Origin of the sequence: Niastella vici (assembly GCF_002077945.1) — a bacterium.
Lineage (GTDB): Bacteria > Bacteroidota > Bacteroidia > Chitinophagales > Chitinophagaceae > Niastella > Niastella vici.
The window spans coordinates 495,033-519,231 of record NZ_LVYD01000001.1 but is presented as its reverse complement, the minus strand read 5'-3'; the positions used below and the strand labels follow the sequence as shown (position 1 = coordinate 519,231).

At 44.5% G+C, this 24,199-nt stretch carries 21 protein-coding genes; 17 read left to right on the top strand and 4 right to left on the bottom strand.

Going from position 1 to position 24,199, the window contains the following annotated elements; genetic code table 11:
• Positions 1 to 123: 123 nt before the first annotated feature.
• The 5 genes from A3860_RS02355 to A3860_RS02335 all read left to right on the top strand — a co-directional run bounded on the left by A3860_RS02355 (position 124) and on the right by A3860_RS02335 (position 4,218).
• The gene (locus tag A3860_RS02355; protein ID WP_081144919.1) at positions 124 to 1,206 is read left to right on the top strand and encodes a mannose-1-phosphate guanylyltransferase; all 1,083 of its coding nucleotides are present in this window, start codon (positions 124 to 126) and stop codon (positions 1,204 to 1,206) included.
• An 84-nt stretch (positions 1,207 to 1,290) separates the two neighbouring features.
• Positions 1,291 to 2,055, top strand: a complete 765-nt coding sequence (locus A3860_RS02350; protein WP_245843456.1) for a 3'-5' exonuclease — start codon at positions 1,291 to 1,293, stop codon at positions 2,053 to 2,055.
• A gap of 17 nt (positions 2,056 to 2,072) precedes the next feature.
• Entirely contained in the window at positions 2,073 to 2,432 is a 360-nt protein-coding gene (locus tag A3860_RS02345; protein ID WP_081144918.1) for an MmcQ/YjbR family DNA-binding protein, read from the top strand.
• A 30-nt stretch (positions 2,433 to 2,462) separates the two neighbouring features.
• Positions 2,463 to 3,614 (top strand): methionine aminotransferase, encoded by a 1,152-nt coding sequence (locus A3860_RS02340; RefSeq protein WP_081144917.1) that lies wholly within the window; start codon positions 2,463 to 2,465, stop codon positions 3,612 to 3,614.
• A 112-nt stretch (positions 3,615 to 3,726) separates the two neighbouring features.
• A complete protein-coding gene (locus tag A3860_RS02335) occupies positions 3,727 to 4,218 on the top strand; it encodes a GNAT family N-acetyltransferase (protein WP_081144916.1) in 492 nt (163 codons plus the stop codon).
• A gap of 460 nt (positions 4,219 to 4,678) precedes the next feature.
• On the opposite strand, the gene feoB is transcribed toward A3860_RS02335, so the two are convergent.
• From feoB to A3860_RS02320, 3 genes are all read right to left on the bottom strand, one after another.
• On the bottom strand, positions 4,679 to 6,802 hold the full coding sequence (gene feoB, locus A3860_RS02330) for a ferrous iron transport protein B (protein ID WP_081144915.1): 2,124 nt from the start codon (positions 6,800 to 6,802) through the stop codon (positions 4,679 to 4,681).
• 172 nt (positions 6,803 to 6,974) lie between these two features.
• A complete protein-coding gene (locus tag A3860_RS02325; RefSeq protein WP_081144914.1) occupies positions 6,975 to 8,912 on the bottom strand; it encodes a glycoside hydrolase family 97 protein in 1,938 nt (645 codons plus the stop codon).
• A 125-nt stretch (positions 8,913 to 9,037) separates the two neighbouring features.
• A complete protein-coding gene (locus A3860_RS02320; protein ID WP_081144913.1) occupies positions 9,038 to 10,021 on the bottom strand; it encodes a 2-hydroxyacid dehydrogenase in 984 nt (327 codons plus the stop codon).
• A 184-nt stretch (positions 10,022 to 10,205) separates the two neighbouring features.
• On the opposite strand from A3860_RS02320, the gene asnS reads away from it, so the two are divergent.
• Entirely contained in the window at positions 10,206 to 11,645 is a 1,440-nt protein-coding gene (asnS, locus tag A3860_RS02315) for an asparagine--tRNA ligase (protein WP_081144912.1), read from the top strand.
• Positions 11,646 to 11,710: 65 nt separating this feature from the next.
• On the opposite strand, the gene A3860_RS02310 is transcribed toward asnS, so the two are convergent.
• Positions 11,711 to 12,553: a universal stress protein gene (locus tag A3860_RS02310; protein ID WP_081144911.1), complete on the bottom strand. Its 843-nt coding sequence runs from the start codon at positions 12,551 to 12,553 to the stop codon at positions 11,711 to 11,713.
• A gap of 132 nt (positions 12,554 to 12,685) precedes the next feature.
• On the opposite strand from A3860_RS02310, the gene A3860_RS02305 reads away from it, so the two are divergent.
• The 11 genes from A3860_RS02305 to A3860_RS02255 all read left to right on the top strand — a co-directional run bounded on the left by A3860_RS02305 (position 12,686) and on the right by A3860_RS02255 (position 23,700).
• Entirely contained in the window at positions 12,686 to 13,246 is a 561-nt protein-coding gene (locus A3860_RS02305; RefSeq protein WP_081144910.1) for an ExbD/TolR family protein, read from the top strand.
• Between the two features lie 155 nt (positions 13,247 to 13,401).
• The gene (locus A3860_RS02300; protein WP_081144909.1) at positions 13,402 to 14,346 is read left to right on the top strand and encodes an isopenicillin N synthase family dioxygenase; all 945 of its coding nucleotides are present in this window, start codon (positions 13,402 to 13,404) and stop codon (positions 14,344 to 14,346) included.
• Positions 14,347 to 14,539: 193 nt separating this feature from the next.
• Positions 14,540 to 15,001: a hypothetical protein gene (locus A3860_RS02295; protein ID WP_143773909.1), complete on the top strand. Its 462-nt coding sequence runs from the start codon at positions 14,540 to 14,542 to the stop codon at positions 14,999 to 15,001.
• Positions 15,002 to 15,093: 92 nt separating this feature from the next.
• Positions 15,094 to 15,684 (top strand): penicillin-binding protein activator LpoB, encoded by a 591-nt coding sequence (locus A3860_RS02290; RefSeq protein ID WP_173820150.1) that lies wholly within the window; start codon positions 15,094 to 15,096, stop codon positions 15,682 to 15,684.
• A gap of 37 nt (positions 15,685 to 15,721) precedes the next feature.
• Positions 15,722 to 17,143 (top strand): COG3014 family protein, encoded by a 1,422-nt coding sequence (locus A3860_RS02285; protein WP_245843455.1) that lies wholly within the window; start codon positions 15,722 to 15,724, stop codon positions 17,141 to 17,143.
• Between the two features lie 458 nt (positions 17,144 to 17,601).
• Entirely contained in the window at positions 17,602 to 17,934 is a 333-nt protein-coding gene (locus A3860_RS02280; RefSeq protein WP_143773907.1) for a hypothetical protein, read from the top strand.
• 10 nt (positions 17,935 to 17,944) lie between these two features.
• A complete protein-coding gene (locus A3860_RS02275) occupies positions 17,945 to 18,361 on the top strand; it encodes a PadR family transcriptional regulator (protein WP_081144905.1) in 417 nt (138 codons plus the stop codon).
• A gap of 26 nt (positions 18,362 to 18,387) precedes the next feature.
• Positions 18,388 to 20,583: a PspC domain-containing protein gene (locus A3860_RS02270; protein ID WP_081144904.1), complete on the top strand. Its 2,196-nt coding sequence runs from the start codon at positions 18,388 to 18,390 to the stop codon at positions 20,581 to 20,583.
• 414 nt (positions 20,584 to 20,997) lie between these two features.
• A complete protein-coding gene (gene gcvT / locus A3860_RS02265; protein ID WP_081144903.1) occupies positions 20,998 to 22,083 on the top strand; it encodes a glycine cleavage system aminomethyltransferase GcvT in 1,086 nt (361 codons plus the stop codon).
• A 299-nt stretch (positions 22,084 to 22,382) separates the two neighbouring features.
• Positions 22,383 to 22,865, top strand: coding sequence for an SRPBCC family protein (locus tag A3860_RS02260; RefSeq protein WP_081144902.1), 483 nt, complete (start codon positions 22,383 to 22,385; stop codon positions 22,863 to 22,865).
• Positions 22,866 to 22,956: 91 nt separating this feature from the next.
• On the top strand, positions 22,957 to 23,700 hold the full coding sequence (locus tag A3860_RS02255; protein ID WP_081144901.1) for a 2-phosphosulfolactate phosphatase: 744 nt from the start codon (positions 22,957 to 22,959) through the stop codon (positions 23,698 to 23,700).
• Positions 23,701 to 24,199 lie beyond the last annotated feature (499 nt).

The window sequence follows — 24,199 nt, the reverse complement described above, 5'->3', positions numbered from 1 at the left end:
AAATCAATAAGATTGTAACTTTATCAACTAATAATGTTGACAATTTCCCGTTTATAGGAAATTGCTTCATTACCGATAAACCTGTCAACATTCCGGATTTAAACGAAGGACAACTTTATAAAAATGAACAAACATCATTACGTAGCAATAATGGCGGGAGGAATCGGCAGCCGTTTCTGGCCTATGAGCCGAACCAATTTTCCCAAACAGTTCCTTGACATTTTGAATACCGGTAAAACACTTATACAAGCTACGTATGACAGATTTGCTGCCTTTATACCGGCCGAAAATATTTATGTTGTCACTTCCAATGAGTATATAAATATTGTAAAGAAGCAATTGCCCCAATTGCCTTTGCAAAATATTCTTGGCGAACCGTCGCGAAAGAATACCGCGCCCTGCATCGCCTACATCTCCTACAAATTGCACGAGTTTGATCCCGAGGCTTCTCTTATTGTAGCCCCCTCTGATCACCTGATCCTTGACCCTGTTGCCTTTAATAAAGTTTGTTTTGAAGCACTCAGTTTTGTTGGTAAACACAACGCATTAATTACACTTGGCATAAAGCCTACCTATCCTCATACCGGTTATGGTTATATACAGTATGAGCAGCAGGCTGTAAGCGACAATGTGTATAAAGTAAAAACGTTTACGGAAAAACCTGAGCTTCCAATAGCCAGGACCTTTATCGCCAGCGGCGACTTTTTATGGAATGCCGGCATATTCGTATGGCAGGTAAAAAACATTATTCCTGCGTTTAAAAAACACCTGCCCGAAATGTATGATGTATTTGAGGCAGAAAAAGAGCATTTCAATACCACACAGGAAGTGCCGGCCTTACAACGCATTTATCCGCTTTGTACCAATATCTCCATCGATTTTGGTATCATGGAAAAAGCCGACAATGTATACGTAATTCCCTCTTCATTTGGCTGGAGCGACCTGGGTAGCTGGAACAGTGCCTGGGAAAACCTGGAAAAAGACTACATGAACAATGCCTCCGGCGGTGGAAATGTTATTGTATTCGACACACAGCGATGCATGGTACACACGCCCGAGAACAAACTGGTTGTAATACAGGGCATGGAAGATTTTATTGTAGTTGATACCAATGATGTTCTCCTCATTTGCAAAAGGGAAAAAGAACAGGATATCAAGGAATATGTAGCCGAGGTGAAAAGGAATAAAGGCGATAAATACCTGTAAGTGTAGATTATTCAATGGGCAGATGTGTTAGATAAATTGTAATTTTCTTATCTTTTTAGCCTAATTCAACCGGCAAATTCTCTTGTGCAGAATTTGCTAACCGGCCCATTGGTAAATGCTACATTTGATTTTATGGTTACACTCAACAACATTCTTTTTCTTGATATTGAAACTGTTCCGCAATTCGATTGCTATGATAAATTGCCGCCCGAATGGAAGGACCTGTGGGGTTTAAAAGCGGCTTATTTGATCCGCAATAAAGAAGAAGAAACCGTAGAAACCATTTATAACCGGGCCGGTATATATTCCGAGTTTGGTAAAATTGTATGCATCAGCTGTGGCATTATTCAGGGATATCATCCTGCAAAAAAACTGATCCTAAAATCATTTTATGGTGATGATGAAAGAGAATTGTTGTTGCAGTTCACCGACATGCTGAAACGCTGGGCTACTGATGCAAATAAATTCCTATGCGCGCATAATGGAAAAGAATTCGATTTTCCTTTCCTGTGCCGCCGAATGATCATACAAAACATTCCTATTCCCGCCATTCTCAATACACGTGGAAAAAAGCCCTGGGAAATAAGCCATCTCGATACTATGGACATGTGGCGTTTCGGGGATTATAAAAACTTTACATCGCTGAACCTGCTGGCCTGCACGCTGGGCATTCCCACACCAAAAGATGATATTGACGGCAGCATGGTTTGGGAAGTGTACTGGAAAGAAAAAAACATTGAACGTATTGTTCATTATTGCCAGAAAGATGTGGTCACCGTTGCCCAGGTATATTTGCGAATGACGGGTGAAGAATTTATCGATGCTGATAATATCGAGATCAAACAATAATATTTAAGCTGAGTTGTATGGATATTGAATCATTGCGCGACTATTGTTTATCGAAACCGGCCGTTGAAGAAACCCTTCCTTTCGGGCCCGATACCCTGGTGTATAAGGTTGGTGGCAAAGTGTTTTTAATTTGCCCCATGGAATCCGAAACTTTCCGGTTCAACGTAAAATGCGACCCCGAAAGAGCCATCGAGCTGCGCGAACGCTACGCCTGCGTTCAACCCGGTTATCATATGAATAAAAAGCACTGGAATACCATATACGTTGATGGAAGCGTATCCAATACCATGTTGAAAGAATGGATCAATGATTCATACGACCTCATCGTGGCCAGCCTGCCGGCAAAAACGCGCGATCAGGTTAAGGGCCAGCAATAATTTTGCACTACACATTTTCAATTTTTCACCTTGAGCCAAATTCCATTCCAATCTAAATTACCCGAAGTAGGCACCACTATTTTTACTGTCATGAGCGCCCTGGCAACCGAGCATAAAGCCGTAAACCTGGGCCAGGGGTTCCCTGATTTTCCCATGAGCGCTGCGCTTATTGAATTGGTGGCCGATGCCATGCGCAACGGGTTTAACCAATATTCGCCTATGCCGGGCTGGATGCCGTTGCGGGAAGCCATTGCCGAAAAAATTGAGTTTTTATATAACACAACCGTTAACCCCGATACAGAAATAACCATTACTCCGGGCGGAACCTATGCCATTTATACCGCGCTCACTACGGTATTGCAGCCGGGCGATGAAGTGATTGTTTTTGAACCGGGCTACGATAGCTATATTCCCAATATCGTTGTGAATGGCGCCATACCGGTGCGCATCGATCTGCAGTTTCCTGAATATAAGATCAACTGGGCTGAAGTACGCCAGAAGATCACACCGAAAACAAAGGTTATCATGCTGAATTCACCGCACAACCCTACGGGGGCTGTTTTGAGTGGGGATGATATCCAACAATTGCGTGAACTGGTGCAAAACACCAATATCATTATTGTTTCGGATGAAGTATATGAGCATATAGTTTTTGATAATGTAAAGCACCAATCTATTTTAAGATATCCCGATCTGGCGCAACGCAGCTTTGTATGTTTTTCATTCGGGAAAGTATACCATTGCACTGGCTGGAAACTGGGGTATGCCATAGCACCTGCCGGCTTTACAAAGGAATTTCGCAAAGTGCATCAGTTCAATTGCTTTAGCTGCCATACGCCCTCACAGGTTGCCCTGGCTACATTTCTGAAGAACAGGGAGTCGTATTTATCATTGGGCGCTTTTCTGCAGCAAAAGCGCGATTACTTTTTATCGCTGATGAAGAATACCCGGTTTACCATGCTCGATAGTAAGGGCAGCTATTTTATTTGCGCACAGTACAACCGTATCAGCGATGAAAGTGATAAGGATTTTGCCATTCGCATTACCCGCGAATTCGGGGTGGCGGTAATTCCGGTTTCGGCATTTTACCAGGACGCCACTGATAACAAAGTGGTGCGTTTCTGTTTTGGCAAAAAGGAGGAAACGCTGGCCCTGGCAGCCGAACGGTTAGCCCGCATATGAAACGACTAAAGCCGGCTCGCCCTGGCGGGGCGGGTCGCTCTTTGGTGAGCCGTTCGCCAGCCGGCAAACGAATCACCTTGGGAAGTTGCCGCCTGATTTTTAAATTAGCGATATGATTACGCTTATTCCTATGCTTACCGAACATGCCGCTGCGGTGCTTGAAATTTATGGTCATGGTATTGCTTCAGGCATGGCTACCTTCGAAACAATCGTGCCCGATTGGGAAGGGTTCAATGCCAAGTACCTCCCACATTCAAGATTACTGGCCGTTGACGATAATGTACCGGTTGGGTGGGCCGCCCTGGCACCCGTTTCAACAAGGGCTTGTTACAGCGGAGTAGCTGAAGTGAGTGTGTATATTCATCAACAGCATCAACGCAAAGGCATAGGAAGAACCTTGCTTGAAGCATTGATCAGCGCCAGCGAACAAAATGGCATTTGGTCATTGTTAAGCGTAATTCATGAAGAGAACCGGGCCAGCATTCATTTGCATGAACAATGTGGTTTCCGCTTTATTGGTTACCGCGAACGCATTGCCCAGCTCGATGGCATTTGGCGAACCACCGTAATGCTTGAAAAGCGAAGTAAAATTGTAGGACAATAAAACAACTCCTCATTAAAATCTACTTAAAGCCACTCTTTTCTTTTTCATCTTTCATTACAAGCTGCTCCTGACCAATACTTTCCCTGAAAGTTGTTATTGCAACCATTTAAGATTTCTATAACAAACTATTTCAATCATTTACCGTCATATATACAACCATGTATTGCGTAAATGAAAGAAACTGGTTTTGTTAGTTGTTAGTTAAGGGGAGTCGTTGATTAAGGCGCAACACGCGATACACATTACTTTTACTATGAATTAAACATGTAATTGTAAATACAACAAGATATTTAAGGACGGTTTATTTTTCATGGATTGGACAAAACAAAAAGGGGCTCTTTCGCGAGCTCTTTTTTTGATTTTGGGATTTAGGGATTTCGAGATTTTTTGATTTCTTTCAGTCGGGGGCACTTAGCAAATTTTTAAATCTCAAAATCCAGAAATTTCGAAATCTAAAAATCTATTTTAGCAACTGGTAAGCAATAAAGCTCATTATATAAGCGAGGCCGGTCATATACACCAGTTGTATCAGCGGCCATTTCCAGCTACGGGTTTCCCGTTTTACGATCGCCAGCGTACTCATACACTGCATGGCAAATGCATAAAAGATCATCAGGGATATTCCGGCAGCCAGGCTATACACTTTGGTTCCGTCGGGTCTTACCGCTGCATTCATTTTAGACATCAGGGTGTTTTCATCGGCATCGTCACCTCCTTCTACACTATACAAAGTGGCCATGGTTCCCACAAAAACTTCGCGGGCGGCAAATGAAGTGATCAATGCGATACCAATTTTCCAGTCGTAGCCCAGGGGTTGAATAACCGGTTCAATACTGCGGCCCAGTATACCGGCATAGGAGTTTTGTAAAAGTTCGGTATTCTTCAGGCGGTTCAGCTCGGCTGCCTGTTCAGGATGTTGTTTCACCTGCTGGGCGTAATGGGCTTCAACGCTTTTCATTTTTTCTTTGGGACCATAGGTGCTCAGCGCCCACAATATCAGGCTGATGATCATGATCACCCTGCCGGCATCAAATACAAAGATCTTTGCCTTGTTGATCATGGTTACAAACACGTTCTTCCAGCGGGGTGCACGGTACACCGGAAGCTCCAGTATGAAAAAGCTTTTTTCTTTTATATCAATAAACAAACGGGCGATATACGAAACCAGCAACGACATAATGGGTCCCAGTAAGTATAAGCCCATCATCACCAAACCCTGCAATCCCAAAAAGCCGGCAAACATTTTCTTTGGTATTACCAGTCCGATCAAAATGGTATATACCGGCAGGCGGGCGCTGCAGCTCATCAATGGGGTAACCAGTATGGTTAGCAGTCTTTCTTTTTTGTTTTCAATATTACGGGCGCTCATGATGGCCGGAACCGCACAGGCAAACCCGCTGATCATGGGCATTACGCTTTTACCGTTCAAACCCACTTTGCGCATCAGCTTGTCGGTTAAAAAACTAATACGGGCCATATAACCGGTATCTTCCAGAATGGTCACCAGGCCAAACAGGATCATGATCTGCGGTATAAATACCATAATACCACCTAACCCCGCCCAAATACCATTTATTAACAGATCGGCGAACCAGCCGGTTGGCAGTACATTGCTTAACCAGCTGCTTATTGCACCAAAACCCCAGTCGATGAAATTCATTGGATACTCGGCCAGCCAGAACACACTTTGAAATAACAAGAACAATACTGAAAGCAGAATAAAATATCCCCAGCGGCGGTGCAGGAAAATATTATCGAGCTTTTCGGTGAACAATGTTTTTTGCAGGGGCGATGGCTCCGATACCGATTGCTTCAGGATGGAACCGATACGCTGATACCGTTGCAAGATCTCTTCGGCCTGCGTTTTTGTATGATTGAAATTATTGACCTGTTCAATTGATTCAATTTTTTCCTGAAAACTTCCATTCAGGGAAAACGATTCGTGATTGATGAGGTAATGAATGGCTTTATAGTCGCTCAGTTCGGGGAATAATTCTTTTACACTGCGAATGGCAGCCGGCGCCAGGGCTTCGTTATTGATAAAATCGCGTACGGGCGCTTTATATAATTCGAGAGCGGTTTGTTCTATCGCTTTTTTCAGGGGTTGAATACCTTTGTTCTTGCGGGGGTTGATGGGAATTACCGGTACGCCCAGCTCTCTTTCCAATTCTGCCACATCGATCTGGATGCCTTTTTGGCGGGCGATATCCATCATGGTAAGGCCCACTACTACAGGTATTTTCAGGTCAATGATCTGGGAAGCAAATAACAGGTTTCGTTTCAGGTTGCTGGCATCAGCGATGAGCACCACCATTTCTGGCATTTCCACCTCTTTATCCTGCTGCATCAACACGCGGTAAGCTACCCACTCATCTTCGCGCCGGGGGTACAAACTGTAGGTACCAGGCAGGTCGATAATAGCGGCAGTGAGGCCCTCTGATAACTGACAGGAGCCTACTTTTTTGTCTACCGTTACACCCGGAAAGTTGCCTACTTTCTGGTTCAGGCCGGTTAAAACATTGAACAGGGAACTTTTGCCGCTGTTTGGATTTCCTACTAATGCAATATGTATCGTCTTCGCCATTACTAAAATACCCTTTTACCTAATACCTAAGCAAAAGGGTTTCAACAAGAGCGCAAAAGTACCGATTTTAACCGGGCCGGTATTTACGATATAAGTAAATATTAAGTGAAAAGGTGAGTCGCCCGTTGCCGGATGACTCACCTTCATATTTGATTTACCGTGATTTGTACTATTACTCCAACACCATTACAAACCCATCGTGACTACCCAGCGTCACCATTTGCTTTTTACCGGGTTGAACCGGAATAGCCTGCTGATCAATAAAGGTGTTGCCTTTGCTGTTTAAGAAAATGGTGGCTTTTTTAGCTTTGAACCCATCCAGATTGAGCGTCAGGTTTTTTTCTTCCCCGGTGCCATTGATGCCTGTGATATACCATTTGTTGCCTGCTTTTCGCGCCAGCACTATGTACTGACCGGGGAACCCATCAATGAATTTCACATCGTCCCAGTTGGTGGGTAACTGGCGCAGGAAATTTTTTACATAAACCGGCATATGGGCCATGCCTTCGGGTATTTCAATAAAATGCTGCGAACCTGATAAGAACAGGACTGATAAGGCCAGCTCAAACGCTGAAGTGGTTTGCCGGTTGATGCGCGGGATCTTATATAAACACATGGGCGTAAAGTCCATGGGGTCAAAGGCATTGCGGGTGAAGGGCAGCATGGCGGCGTGCGTGGGCTCTTCATCGGCATCGTGCTGGCTAAAGGTTATATATTCGAAACCTTTAATGGCTTCTGTGCTCATTAAATTTGGCCAGGTACGCTGCCAGCCGCGGGGCAGGGTAGCGCCATGAAAGTTCACCAGTAAATGATGCGCGGTAGCATCTTTTAAAATATCGAGGTAATAACGGATCATCGATTGACCGTCGCCACCAAAGAAATCGATCTTGGCGCCGGCCGCGCCCATTTTCTGTAACCGGCTGAATTCTTTTTCCCGCTCTTCGTGGGTAAGCAATTTATTACGGGGGTGATAGGGAGTCGAATTCCAGCTTCCGGCCGAATTATACCATAACCAGATGCCAACCTTCTTTTGCTTTGCATAATTGATCAGCAATTGTATGCTGTCGTATCCTATTTTGGTATCCCAATCGGCATCAATGAGGCTGTACTGCCAGTTCATATCGGCCGCATAATCAATAAAGCGTTTTTGAACGGAATACACCGTGGAATCATCTTTCAAAAGGGCCCAACTCCAGGCCGATTTGCCGGCCTTTGCAAAAGAAAAGTTCTGCGTTGTTGCAGCGGGTTTGGCCAGGTCGGTGCCCAGGGTTGATTCAATAATGGTGGCCAGGCTGCCAATGGTAATTACCCGCCAGGGCGAATACCAGGGCAGGGCAGATTGTGGTTTTAAACCGCTGCCGGGGATCACTTCACGGGCATCGGGAAAGGCTATATGATAATTGGCATTGGCCGAATCGTTATCGAGTTTGGTGGCGCACCAAGTGCCATCCATGTCGGCTTCGGTGATCAGCAGCCAATGGCCGGCCGATTGAAACAGGGCAGGGTACACCCAGCCGGCTTTCAATGGCGAAGGCGTTCCGGCTGCAATACCTTTCTCGTAAAATTCTTCATAACAGGGATTTACTTTTTCCCAGCCGGTTTTGGCCACACTCATAGGTTGCAGCCAGCCTTTGGCGCTTGCGGGAAAATGAAAAGAAGTAAATTCTGTATCTATTTTTTTAGGCTCGCCGTTGGCGCCGGGAAAATAATAGCGAAAGGCCACTCCGTCGTTGGAGAGTTGCCAAATGATATCCATCAATCCACCGGCTGCATTTTTATAATGGATCACCTGCCGGTTGGCCGTATACTCATTGTTCTGGCGTTTGCCGGTTTCCAGCCGGTATTTGTCTTTTACTATTTTAACCGGGTCGGAACCGGTTTGTGTTAGTGACTGAGAGAAATCGCCGTCGGCGCGTACGAGCCCGAGCAGCGAAGTTTCCAGCACTGCACTGCCTTTATATTGAACCGAATATTGCGGTTTCCCCGAAGCGTCGAGTGAGCAGGTAACTTTTATTGATTTATCCGGACTGGAAATGTTGACCGTGGGTGATTGGGCATAAGAAACACTACCCGTTAGAACGGTGAGGCAAAAAGCAACCAGTTTATTCATATTGCAATGCGTTATGTTATAGGTTTAATAGATCAGGGGTTCGAAAGTAAGGAATAAAAATAATAAATGTAAACAAGACATTAACTTGTCTGCAAGCCAATTTCCGCCTTTTTAAGTGCGCTGCGTTATACTATTTTATTTACTAATGTTTTACCTTCTTCGGCATCAGTAATATTCTGCAGGGTGGTTTTGGCTATCTCTATAAGCGCTTCATCAGTAAAAAATCCCTGATGGCTTGTTATTAATACGTTCGGAAAGCTCATTAACCGCATTATGTCATCATCTTCAATGATCTCTTCTGAGAGGTTATGGAAAAACAATTTTTCTTCCTGTTCGTATACGTCAATGCCCAGGTATCGCAGCTGGCCGCTTTTGAGGGCATGAATAACGGAACGGGTATCAATTAATGCGCCCCGGCTTGTATTAACAAGCATAACGCCGGGTTTCATCAAGCCTAATGTATCTGAATTAATAATATGCCTGGTTTGTTCGGTAAGCGGGCAATGCAGCGAAATAATATCGCACTGGGGCAGCAATTGTACCAGTGGCAGGTATTCAATGCCTTTTGCCTGTAGTTCTTTATTGGCAATAAGATCAAATGCCAGCACCCGGCAACCAAAGCCTTTCATAATATCACAAAATACCTGGCCTATTTTCCCGGTGCCAATAACCCCCACCGTTTTTCCATGCAGATCGAAACCGGTAAGTTTTTCCAGCGAAAAATTGCCTTCCCGCACGCGGTTATACGCCTTATGCGTTTTGCGGTTGAGGGTAAGAATAAGCGCCACCGCATGCTCGGCCACCGCGTAGGGCGAATAAGCCGGTACCCGCACTACTTTAATATTATGTAATTGGGCGGCCGCCAGGTTAACATTGTTGTACCCGGCACAACGCATGGCTATGAGTTGTATGCCCAAGGCCGCAAGCTGGCTGATGACCGCTTCGTTCAGCTGGTCATTTACAAAAACACACACTGCCTGGCAGCCATTGGCCAGCGAAACTGTTTTTTCGTTTAGCGGCGCTTCAAAAAATACCAGCTCGTGCCGGGTGTTAAAGCGGCTGAAATAATCCCTATCGTACGACTGGGTCGAAAAAAAAGCGGTTTTCATGGTATCAAAAGTAGGAGAAAGCAAAAGCAATTTGCCTGATCCTGCTCAGGCCCTTTTACAACCTAACAGTCATTAGTTATTCAAATATTTTTTATACGGTTTTATTTCAGCTCCCAAACTTCTGCCAATACTTATCTTTGCAGCCCTCCCGACGAGGTCGGGAGCCTTTAAAAATCTATAGGATATGTTCAACAAACGGGTAAAAGTTAAAGATCTGCTGGCCAGTGAGCCTACCGGTCAGGAAGTTATTGTTATGGGTTGGGTGCGCGGTTTCCGCAATAATCAGTTTATTGCCATTAATGACGGCAGTACCAATAATAATATACAGGTAGTGGTTGAATTGGGCATGTTGGATGAAGCAACCCAAAAGCGGATCACCCAAAGCGCTTCCATAAAAGCGACCGGAACCCTTATAGCTTCCATGGGTAAGGGCCAGAAAGTGGAAGTAAAAGCAACTTCTATTGAGATCCTGGGCGATTGCGACGCTGAAAAATATCCGTTGCAGCTTAGAAACAGACCAAGTCTTGAATATTTACGCGAAATAGCCCACCTCCGGTTCCGCACCAATACTTTTGGCGCGGTATTCCGCGTGCGGCATGCACTGGCTTTTGCCATTCACCAGTTCTTTAACGAAAAGGGGTTTGTGTATTTGCACACGCCCATCGTTACCGCCAGCGATGCTGAAGGCGCCGGTGAAATGTTCCGGGTTACTACCTTACCGTTCGATAACCCGCCGCGTAACGAAGACGGTTCCATCAACTTTAAAGAAGACTTCTTCGGTCGCAGCACCAATTTAACGGTAAGCGGACAACTGGAAGGCGAGCTCGCAGCCACGGCCTTTAGTGAGATCTATACGTTTGGTCCTACCTTCCGTGCCGAAAACTCCAATACCCCGCGCCACCTTGCAGAGTTCTGGATGATAGAACCTGAAATGGCCTTTTACGACCTCGAAGACAATATGAACCTGGCCGAAGAGTTCATAAAATACCTTATTCGTTATGCCATGGAGCATAACCGCGAAGACCTGGAATTCCTGGCGCAACGCCTGGCAGAAGAAGAAAAACAACTGCCCCAGGATAAACGCAGTGAAATGGGCCTCATAGAAAAGCTGGAATTTGTATTAAACAACAATTTTGAGCGCATTACCTATACCGAGGCCATTGATATTTTACTTAATTCACCGGCATATAAGAAAAAGAAATTCCAGTACGAAGTGAAATGGGGCATCGATATGCAGAGTGAGCATGAGCGGTACCTGGTTGAAAAGCATTTTAAAAAACCGGTGATCGTTACCGGTTATCCCAAAGACATCAAGGCGTTTTACATGCGGCAGAACGATGATGGCAAAACTGTAGCGGCTATGGATATTCTGGCGCCCGGTATTGGTGAAATAGTAGGTGGTTCACAAAGGGAAGAACGCCTTGAAAAACTCACCGAACGAATGAAAGAAATGCATATTCCGGTTGAAGAAATGTGGTGGTACCTCGATACCCGCCGTTATGGCTCTGTACCGCATGCCGGTTTTGGACTTGGCTTTGAACGGATGGTGTTGTTTGTTACCGGTATGACCAACATTCGCGATGTGATCGCATTCCCCAGAACGCCAAAGAACGCAGAATTCTAATAACATTATCTACAAATAAAAACGGTCGTCTCAGCTTAGCAGGGACGACCGTTTTTTTATTGTTTCTATTCATGAATAGAAACAATGGGTATATGTGTATGGGTTAGTAATTCTTTACTTTGGCTTTTATGGAACAGGCTGTCGATGAACTTGTGTTTTTTAGGTATCACCATTACCAGGTCGAGGTTGTTGTTTTCGGCAAATGCGTGAATGCTTTCGGCCACATCCTTCCCCGTAAGCTGAACGTAGGTGGGCCGCACATCATCGAGCATGGCATCGAGGTAAGCCGTATCCATAATAGCTTCTTCGGCCAGCTCATCCTCTTCCTGTTTTATATGCTGAACATTCAGCACATATAGGTCTGCATTGAATTCCCTGACTATATTTTTTATATATTCAACCGGGGTTGTATGTACAACATTATCAAAATCGCAGGCCAGTCCGATCTTTTTTATACCATGATACGTAGTGCCGGACGGTACTACAATTACCGGGCATTTCAAATGTCGTATAGCGGTTAACGTCGTACTGCCCATGATCATGCGTTCTAACCCGGTGGTGCCGTGACTGCCCATGATTATCGCCAGCGGTTCTACAGAGTTGCAAAGCTGTTCCAGCTCGTCGATGGTTTCGCCGAGGCGGGCTTCGGTAAATATTTCAATGCGGCCCGAGGTAACTGTTACCAGGCTTTTTTTAATTTCTTCGAGGCGTAACTCACTGGTTCGTTTTATTTCTTCAACCGATACGGTGGTTACAGGTGAAACAGGCCCGTCTGTATAGGATACCGGTATATTGTACACGTGCAGTAATACGATACCGGCATTAATTGCCTCTGCCATATCAACAGCATAATTTACTGCATTGACCGATACAGAGGAAAAATCGGTAGGAACTACCAGCGTTTTCATGTTATTTATTTTTGGTGATTAAAATTACCAACCCCATCTGGCTGTATGGCTGATTTCAGTCATTAAGCAAAATGATTTAAGTATATATGGAAAAATTGTGCCACCGCATCTTATAGTACAAACCAAATAGTTATGGCTGAAATTAACATCCCTGCCGCCGGCGGCAATAAACCCGGTGTGCGCAGAAGTAAAAAACATAGTACCCGCGTTGACTTAACTCCTATGGTTGACCTTGGGTTTTTGCTCATCACATTTTTTATTTTTACTACGTCTATGTCGGAGCCCATGCAAATGAAACTGGTGATGCCCGATGACACCGACCCCAAGACACCAGATATGAATGTGGGCAAAAGCACGGCATTGACCATAATACCGCTCAAAGACGACAAGATCTTCTACTATCACGGCGAGTTAACCGAAGCATTGCAAACGAATACATATGGGATTACCAATTATTCGCTGACTGATGGGCTGGGGCAGATCGTTAGGAACAAACAACGGGCCCTCGATAAAATTGGAAAACGCAAAGACCTTATGTTGATGGTTAAGCCAACACCCGAATCGAATTACCAGCACCTGGTAAACGTACTGGACGAAGTGTTGATCAACGATGTTAAGCATTATGCGATCATGGACCTTACCCCTGAAGAAAAGGCCGCAGCCGAAACTAAAACTGCCGCCGCATCGAATTAACAATCTGGTAATGACTTCCAGTTACCCAAATACCCTTATGCCGGTATTGCAATAATTTATTACTGAAATTTTGTGGGGGATGCAGGGTTTTGTAAATTGTATGTTCCTCGCAATTTTCAGGTAATTCATTGTATTAACCGAAATAAATAATTTTTATGGCAATACCGGCAGTCAACCTCGCCGATTTTTTATCAGGCGATCCGCAGCTGAAGCAAGCTTTCGTAAACCAACTGGGTAAGGCGTATGAAGATGTAGGATTTGTAGCAGTAAAGAATCATGGTATTCCCGATGAGCTTATTGCTGATCTCTACAAATATGTTCAACAATTCTTTGCACTTCCCGGTGAAACCAAAAAACAATATGAAATACCAGGGCTGGCGGGGCAGCGTGGTTATACGTCTTTCGGTAAAGAACATGCAAAAGGCAGTGATGCACCAGACCTGAAAGAGTTCTTCCAGTTCGGGCAGATCGTTGATGACAATGATCCGGTAAAAAGCGAATATCCCGACAATGTGCAGGTAGCCGATGTACCTTCATTTAATACCACCTTTACAAAAGCATACCGGGCATTCGAGAAATCGGGGCGGGCATTATTGCAGGCCATTGCCCTGTACCTGGGGTTGGATGAGCATTATTTTGATGAGCATATACATAATGGCAATTCCATTTTGCGGGCCATCCATTATCCGCCCATTACACAGGAACCCAAATCAGCCATTCGTGCCGAGCAACATGAGGATATTAATTTAATTACCCTGCTGGTAGGCGCTTCTGCCGACGGTTTACAGATCTTGACAAAACAAAACGAATGGGTGGGGGTAACTTCATTGCCCGAACAGATCGTGGTGAATGTAGGCGATATGCTTCAACGGCTTACCAACAATAAGCTGAAATCTACTACGCACCGCGTAGTAAATCCACCAAAAGAAATGTGGGGTACCTCACGGTTTTCAATACCTTTCTTCCTGCATCCAAAAGGCGAAATGAGCCTGGCCTGCCTCGAAAGTTGTATTGATGCCAGTCATCCCAAGGCATTTCCCGATGCTACAGCCGGCGAATACCTCGATGAACGTTTAAGAGAGATAGGACTAAAAAAATAACTATAAATAATTGTAAAAGAGCCCCGTATATCGGGGCTTTTTATTTAACCCCCACTTAACAGATTGCTGAGTACTTTAGTCTCATGAAACATTAATTATTCAAATCAAAAGGCGCCTTTCAATGTTGATATATAATTAATGCATGATCTTTTTCGTTAATAACAATAACACTTTAAAAGTAAATCCTGATTATATGAAAAGAAATGTACTTTATAATTTGTTGCTGTTACCACTGGCTATGTTGATAGCTACGTGGGGCATGTCGCAATCACTGGCTCCAGACCAGAATCCTGATTATATGATCAGCCAGGCAAAATATGCTCAAATGGCCGATTCATTGAATGCACTGCACGGCACTACGCCCCAGGAAACCTACAAAGCCATTGACTGGATGGCCGACAGGCAGGCACGCCGTGACGAGCGCAGGGCTTTCCGCCGCCAATTACGTTTGGAAAGAGCCAAATATGGCTGGTATTATAACGGCTATGGTTCTTACTATCCAACCTATTCATATTATCCCAGCTATTCGGGTAACTATTGGTATAACTATCACCCTTACCACAATTACAATTACTACCATTCGAATTGGAACAATTGGAACCTGGTGCCCCTGGCAGCAACTGCCGCAACTATTGGCTGGTTGTTAACCCGTTAAACAAAACCAACAAATAAGCTGTTCTGCATGCTATGGGATTGCTGAATAGATCCATCTTACTATAACTCCCTATTAAAATAAAAAAAATTCAGATGAAACGAATTTCTCTGGCCGTTGTGGCCCTGATTGTAGCCGGTATGAGCCTGTCGTCCTGTTCGCACAAAGTAACCCGTATTGATCCAGGTGAGCAGGTTGACCTCAGTGGCCGTTGGAACAATACCGATTCACGCCTTGTAGCTGAACAAATGATCGATATGGTGCTGAAAGAAAAATGGATTGGTGAGCACCAGGAACAGCATAACGGACAAAGACCCGTGGTGATCGTTGGTTTTGTTACCAATAAAAGCCATGAGCATATTGAAGCTGAAACCTTTGTAAAAGACGTAGAATCTTCCTTTATAAAATCAGGAAGAGTGCGTCTGGTACAGGGTGGTAAAAAAAGAGATGAGCTGCGTGCTGAAAAAGCCGATCAGCAAACAAATGCTTCCACCTCGAGCATGAAAAAGTTTGGCCTTGAACAAGGGGCTGATTATATTCTGCAAGGTTCTATCAACTCCATCGTTGACTCACAAAAACGTAAGAAAGTGGTATACTACCAGATTGACCTGGAGCTTACCAACATTCAAAGCAATGAAGTAGTATGGATAGGGGACAAGAAGATTGCCAAATTCGTGAAAAATTAATTGGTTCACCTGCAGCTTGCCTGCAATTCTCACTGGCATGGTTTTATCATCCAAACATATGATAAGGGCATTGGCAGTAGTCTGTTTCGTGCCCTTGTTATTTTCCTGCGCCTCTTACAATAATCGCATTGGTACTTATTACGACCAGGTGGTGAGTAACCAGTATGAAAAAGCGTATCTGGCCATCGATCATAACAAACTGTTGTTGCGCAAACGCAACAGGCTGCTGTACCTTTTTGAAAAGGGTAAAATGGCCCATTTGCTGAAGCAATACGATAGCAGTAACCTGTTCTTTAATGAAGCCGATCTGTTCATTGAAGATGCGCACACCAGCACCAAAGACATAGCCCTGGGCACTTTGCTGAACCCCATGATGGAAACATACAAGGGCGAGGATTTTGAAAAGTTCATGGTGCATTATTACAAGGCATTAAATTACCTGGGGCTTGGCCAGGGCGATGAAGCCATGGTAGAGGCCCGGCGAATTTCGCTCACCAGCTATGCACAACAGGAAAAAACCGGCGATAAGGCCAACAAATATTCAGATGACGCATTTGCGCTGATGATGCAGGGCATCATTTACGAGCAAAGCGGCGATATGAACAATGCGTTTATCTCGTACAGAAATGCCGTAGATCTCTTTTTAAAGAATAAGAATAGCTGGTATGGTGTTGGTTTGCCCGAACAGTTGAAACAGGACCTGCTGCGCACTGCGGCGGCAAATGGCTTTATGGATGAAGTGCAACATTATTCAACCCTGCTGAATACCACGCTGCAGCCGGTGGCAAAGGCAGCGGGTGGCGAGCTGATCCTTTTCTGGGAAAACGGACTGGCGCCGGTAAAACAGGAACAGGATTTTTTCTTCTCCCTTACTAAAAACGGACTCGGCAATTTTGCTTTTACTGATGCTACCGGAACCGTGAACGTTCCTTTTATTTTCGACAACAATCTTAATACCAATAATATTAAGGTCGAAGATGTACGGTCGTTGCGCGTTGCATTCCCCAAATACATGGAACAGCCTGTATTTTATACCCAGGGTTCTGTTTCATTAAATAATGCCCGGTATTCATTTGAGCAGGCCGAGAACGTTAATGACATTGCTTTTGCCACCCTGAAAGAGCGGTTTTTAAAAGATATGACCAAAACGCTTAGCCGGCTGGCCGTTAAAAAATTAGCGGAAGCGGCGGCAAGGGCCAACAAAAGCGAGAAGGACAAAGACGAAAGAGAGGCGGTGGCAACGGCCATTCAGGTTTTCAGTTTTGTTACCGAGAAAGCCGATACCCGTAACTGGCAGAGTTTACCACATACTATTTTATATACCCGCATACCGTTGCAGGCGGGTACTAATGAGTTAACAATTAACTTAAGTGGCGCCAACCAGCAAACCAAACCAATAAACCTGGTAGTTCAGGGCAACGGCCGTCTGCAGGTGCAAAATGTTTGCACGCTGCGGTAAGAAATTTCAAAAGCAGCTAATCCTTTATTAAATGAGAATATGAGCGGATGAGCATCCCTTTAAAAGGATCCTTATCCGCTTTATTATTTAATTGACCCCTCGGTACAATTTGGCAACCACTTTATTTTTAAAATGTGTCTGAAAAGGTTCTTTAGAACCATTTCATGTTTTTAAATGAGGGCCGTTGCAGACTTTAGTTCTTTTTAGCTAAAACCAGGTTTCTTTTCTGCCATTTTCCTCCATCCACCCTTATTTTTTAACCACTCATCCAATCCCTAAAAATCCTTTCTCGATAAGATATCAATTCAAGATATTGATAATCAATATTTATTGGTTAAACTGATTAGTTTAGAAAGAACATTACCGTAAAAAGAAAGGTACTGTGTGTTGCATAGTACTAAAATCCACCCTATATTTGTGTTGTGAAAGGGAATAAAACCCCGGCTTCACAAGTAGCCATGCCAATTCCAATTATTATAGCCATTTTGATCGCCCTGTTCACCCTGGGCGCAAAAATGAACCAACCGCAAAAGGACAGTCCGGCCCGTGTGGTGATCGTTGGCGGAAAACAATATTACCAGGTCGAAAAAAAAGATAATCGCGATACCCTGGTGTTGATGGCCCCCGTGCAGCATGATCATTCCATTACCATCAAAGCACAACCCGAAGCAGAATCATTTGAAAATATTTTCCAGTTATTGGGTTTATATCAGATCATAAAAACAGAGCCCATGACAGCAGTAAACAATTCTATTAACAGCAACATGAAACAGGCGGTTTGCCTTCAGTAAAAGTATAGCCATGAATATTGAGAACACCCAAAGTCAGATGCGGAAAGGGATACTGGAGTTTTGCATTCTCTCGATCATTCGCCGCGGGGAAGCTTACCCGAGTGATATAGTGGATGAAATGAGAGGTGCCAACCTCCAGATCCTGGAGGGTACCCTTTACCCCTTACTAACCCGGTTGAAGAATGCAGAAATGTTAACCTACAGATGGGTTGAGAGTAATTCGGGCCCTCCCCGCAAGTACTTTTCGCTTACTCCCAAAGGCGAAGAGTTTTTTAAAGAACTGGAAACTACCTGGAACGAGCTGGCCAATGCAGTGAACACACTGGCCAGTAAGCGCGAGTCGCTGATATCATCGGCTAGTACAGGTAGTAATAACACAGTAGAGAATTCATCCTATCCAACCGAAACAACCCAACCCAACAACTAAACTTCAACCAACAAACACTATTCACCATGAAAAAGGTAATCAACATAAATTTCCAGGGCAGGGTGGTTCCTATTGAGGAAACTGCTTACGAAATATTAAAGCAATACATTGAAAGCCTTCGAAGGTATTTTGCCAATGAAGAGGGGCGCGATGAGATCATCAATGATATCGAAAGCCGTATTGCCGAACTGTTTTCTGAAAGGTTAAAGAAAGGTTCTACCTGCATCACCGATGAAGATGTGCAGGCAGTAATGGCCAGCATGGGCCGCCCCGAAGATTTTGAAGAAGCGGAGGCAGGCACCAATGGCGGTAGCCAGTCGGCCGGAACCGGAGCCGGTCAACAACAAAGTGCCGGTCAGCAGCAATCGCAATCAACTGGTGGCGCAGCTTACAGTAGTGGTCCCGCCCGGGGCAAGCTGGTGCGGAATGCCGATGATAAAATAATCGCCGGTGTGTGCAGTGGATTGGCCAATTACTTTCACATTGACCCTGTGGTAATGCGCATCATTTTCGTAGTGCTGCTTTTTACCGGTGGTTCAGGCTTTCTTGTATACCTGATCTTATGGGTAGCCGTGCCTTCGCAATCGGTTCAATCGAACATCACCAAAAGGTTATACCGTAGTTCCGATGATAAGGTGATAGCCGGTGTGTGTGCTGGTTTAGCTGCTTATTTAAACATTAACACCTGGGTGCCCCGGTTGATCTTTGCTTTACCGCTGATTATAGGGTTATTTTCAGGGCCATTTAACTGGTGGTTTGGCGATGGCGATTTCTGGCTTGGTCCCAAAATAGTGACCGGCTCATTGGGAAGCACCTTGTTTGTAACATACATCGTGTTGTGGATTGCAGTACCCATTGCCTTTACTGCGGCTGAAAAACTCGAAATGCGGGGGGAGCGCGTTGATCTGAACTCTATTCGTGATACAGTTAAGGAAGACCTGGAGAGTTTCAGATCTAAAGCACAGAACTGGGGAAATGAAGTAAAGCAAAGCGCCCAGCAAATGGGTAACCAGGCCCGGCAGTTCGCCCAAAGTGAACGGGTTAAAACCTTTTCCACAGAAGCTTCCACAACAGCACGAACAGCAGGCAGCGGTATTGCGCATATCATAGGCGTGTTGTTCAAGGCTTTCTTCCTGTTCATCGTTGGTGTAGTTGCACTGGCCTTCTTTGGTGTCCTGATGGCCTTGCTTTTTGGTGGCGTACAGGTAATGGCGTTCAAGGAATTTTTGCTGGAAGGTTTCTGGCAAAACTCACTGGCCTGGTTAAGTGTTTTCCTTTTCCTTGGCGTTCCCGTCATTGCGCTCATAACCTGGCTCATCCGCCGTATTATGGGTGTACGTTCCAGGAACCATTACTTAGGGTATGTATTTGGCACTTTATGGTTTATCGGTATTGTTTGCGCCGCATTGCTTACCGGGAGTATATTACGCAGTTTTAAATCAAGGAATTTTTTAGAAGAGAATGTTGCCCTGGTACAGCCAGCACACGGGAAATTGTTGCTCGATGTTACTACCAGCACGTTTAATTACAGATATTATAGCAACGACTGGTTCGATTGGGATAACGACTGGCCTTTATTCGGCGAAAATCTTGACTCCATTCTGCTTAATACCGTTCGTATAGATGTAGTGAAAAGCAATGACAACGATTTTCATTTGGCGAAAGTAAAGTTCAGCCGGGGTAATGATCCGGTAATTGCAAGAAATACCGCTGAAAAGATCAGTTTCCCTATTACCCAAACTGATAGTGTTGTATACCTGCCTAAAGGATTTTCGATCAGTAAAAATGAACGGTATCGTGCGCAGCAGGTTCTGTTGATATTACAGGTGCCTGTAGGCAAAAGATTCACGTTCGACAAAAGCATTTCAAAATACAATTGGTTCGATGTGCGCTATAACCGCCACGGTGGTATAGATATCTCTGATAACTGGGACCGTACCTACTGGGTTGAATCGGGTAATGAATATATCATGACCCCCGATGGTCCCAAACAGGTTGAAAAGCTTGATCCTGAAGCATTGCAAAGAGGAGAATATAAAGAACGGGAAGGTGATAAAGATCATGATAACGACGGCGATAATGATGATGAAGACAGAAGTGACCGCAGCGAGCGCAGGAAAAGATCAACAACAACAGATACTACCGGTGGCTACCGTTACCACAAGCAAACACCCGCTAAAAAAACAGATTCTGTGCCTGCTAAAAGCTCAGCAAGCGTGTAAGATAACGACGACAAACAACCGGCTAAGTGATGTTTTGTATGGTTCTTGAAATAGCATTGGTGAATAGTGAATGAGTACATAAAATTTATATAAACCCTCCCCGCCGCTCTGCTTATCCGGTAGCCGGCAGCAGGCGGGGTTGAAGTTGGAACAACAGGGGCCCTTTTAAGGGCCCTTTTTCATTGACCCATATGTCTTGCGTTGATTGATCTGGTCACCGGCCTGCACGCCGGAGTTTTGGCGCAGGCGGTTTTGACCTGAAGTTTTAGCGCAGGGGGCTTTGTAAAACGAAAGCGCGAAAGCCGGCCAGGGAGGGCAAAGCCGGAAATAAGCAGGATGGTGGTAAGCCTTCGGCGTTAAGCGTTCAACCTGAAAACCCTATTTTTGCGGCCAAACAAAAACTACATAAACTGTATGAAGAACACGCCTTTCACGCAAAAGCACATTGCCCTGGGGGCTAAAATGGCTGAATTTGCCGGGTACAATATGCCCATTTCTTATAGCGGCATAAACGACGAACATGCGGCCGTTCGCACCAATGCCGGCATTTTTGACGTAAGCCATATGGGCGAGTTTATTCTGAAAGGAGAACATGCGTTGGATCTTATTCAACGGGTCACCTCTAACGATGCTTCCAAATTAACAGCCGGCAAAGCCCAGTACAGCTGTTTGCCCAACGACCAGGGTGGTATTGTTGACGACCTGCTGGTGTATTGTATTGAAGAGAACAAAGTGTATATGCTGGTGGTAAATGCTTCCAACATTGAAAAAGACTGGAACTGGATCTCGAAGCACAATACCAGCAATGTTGAGATGCACAACATCTCCGATAAAACCTGTTTGCTGGCCATACAGGGTCCCAATGCCACCAAAATGCTGCAGCCTCTCACTGATATTGATATTCTTAATTTAAAATATTACACGTTTGCAAAAGGCAGGTTTGCCGGCGTTGACAATGTGCTCATCAGCGCCACAGGTTATACCGGCGCAGGCGGTGTAGAGATCTATTTTGAAGATAAGAATGGCGATGCCGACAAAATTTGGGATGCTATTTTTAGCCAGGGCGGTACACAGGGCCTGAAGCCGATTGGCCTCGGTGCAAGAGATACCCTGCGGTTGGAAATGGGTTTTTGCCTGTATGGAAACGATATAGACGATACTACTTCACCCCTGGAAGCCGGGCTGGGCTGGATCACCAAATTCACCAAAGACTTTACCGCCCGCCCCATACTGGAAAACCAGAAAACAGCTGGCGTAACCCGTAAACTGGTTGGGTTTGAAATGGTTGACAAAGGAATTCCCCGTCACCATTACGATATAAAAGATGCAGCCGGTAATAAAATAGGGTTTGTAACCTCGGGCACCCAGGCGCCCAGTTTGCAAAAAGCCATTGGTATGGGCTACGTGGATCTTAGTCATGCATCGCTGGATGCAGAAATATATATCGGGGTGCGCGACAAGCTGTTGAAAGCGAAAGTGGTGAAGTTCCCGTTTGTATAACGATACAGGTATAAATTGTAAAGTGAAGGGTAGAAGGTTGTTGCAGCAATTGGATGTATGGAAAAAAACAGGAATCCAAGAAGTTGTACGGTCTTCTACCTTTTGCTTTTTTACCTTCGCTCCCCCGGCAAACCAAAGTGTACAATAAGGGGACGAAGACCGGATTTTAGCCTTGTGCCGTTGGGTGATAAACCCTGACGCCTGTACTTTGCGGCCCGATCCTTTTCCCCCCAGACTTTTGTACACTTGGCGTGTTTATTGCTGCTTGGGGAGAACGATTCCTAAATGATCATCCGTGTATGCCTATTATCCACCTGACCACCTTTATTGCCGCACCCATAGAAAGGGTTTTTGATCTGAGCCGTAGCATCGAATTGCATAAGAAGTCAATGGCCCATCATAACGAACAGGCAGTTGCCGGCACCACCATGGGTTTAATAAACCTGAATGAAACGGTGACCTGGAAAGCCAAACACCTGATGCGCACCCGCGTTCTGCAAGTACAGATAACTGCCATGGAAAAACCTTTTTCCTTTACAGATGAAATGAAAAAAGGTGATTTCAAAAAAATGAAACATGAACATCATTTCAAGGCAATAGAGAATGGCACACTGATGATAGACGTTTTCTATTATGAAGCTCCTTATGGCGGTTTGGGAAAATTTTTCAGCGGACTTTATTTATCGGCCTACCTCGAAAAACTGTTAGAACAACGAAATACAGTGATCAAAGAATACGCAGAAAGCAGTAAGTGGAAGCATGTTCTGGACAATAAACAATAGGTAAAATTCAAGGCAAAAAATAGGAAGGAATTATCAATTGTCTATTGGCCATTGCCGACTGATTTAATTACTTTTGCGGTTTATTAGAAATATGTCAAATAATAAACCGACTCTGTACACATCTCCGTCTCCTGCGTTACTTGATCTTTACGATATTAACAATACCATTGTAGTCATCATTGATGTTTTCCGCGCCACTTCAACCATTGCTACTGCGTTATACAACGGGGCCAAATGCATTATCCCGGTTGACAGTGTAGCCAAATGCATTGAACTGGGAAAGAACATTGACGCGATCACTGCCGGTGAACGCGACGGCAAAGTGGCCGAAGGACTCGAATACGGCAATTCACCCTTTGAATATTCAAAAGAGTTCATCAACGGCAAAACACTGGTGCTCACCACTACCAATGGTACCAAATTATTGCATATGGCATTGGAACGTGGGTCACAGCATATCATTACCGGTTCATTCCCCAACCTCACGGCTGTGTGCGATTATCTTATACAGCAGCAACAACCCGTATTGCTGGGTTGTGCCGCCTGGAAAGACCGCGTGAATATGGAAGATATGTTGTTTGCCGGCGCTGTTATAAGCCAGGTAAAAGAACATTTCGACATTAATTGCGACAGCTCGGGAATTGCTGAGACCCTGTACCGTAATGCCAAGAGCGATATGTACGGTTTTTTAAAAGAAAAGAATGCGACCCATTATCAACGCCTTACCAATTTTGGGTTGGAAAAAGATATCCGTTATTGCCTTACGCCCGATATTGCCAATGTACTGCCATTTTATGAAGATGGAAAACTGGTGATACATAATGGCAAGCGATAGCTGAACCGGCCAGTGGCCACTATTTTAGCTTTCCTTTAATAAACTAATTCAAATCCCTGTGCGTTATTTGCACAGGGATTTCTTTTTGCGGCACTCCTTAGTTGATCTGTTCTATCCTGATAAAATATAATATGGCTGTTAATGAATGGGTAAGTAACCCTGATGGCTATTCGTGTGTTAACCGCCAGTGGCAGCCGGTTTTATATAGATAACTTGTAAAACCGTGCAGCAAATTATATGGGCATAATGCATTCCTGTTGTAACCAGGGTATGATATTGTTCTAGGTCAATTGTGTAAATAAGGGTAATACCTTACCTCACTTGTTCAGTTTTATTGATCTTTGATAATAAATTATACACATTCCCTAAGCAGGTTGAAGGAGTATTCGGCTGGTTTTAATACTGTTTACGTAGTCTGGTAGCGGTTTTTATTAAAAAAATGAAGGTAAAAACAGACAATCAGGCATTATGTAAATAATTTTTTATAATATTTGTGCTG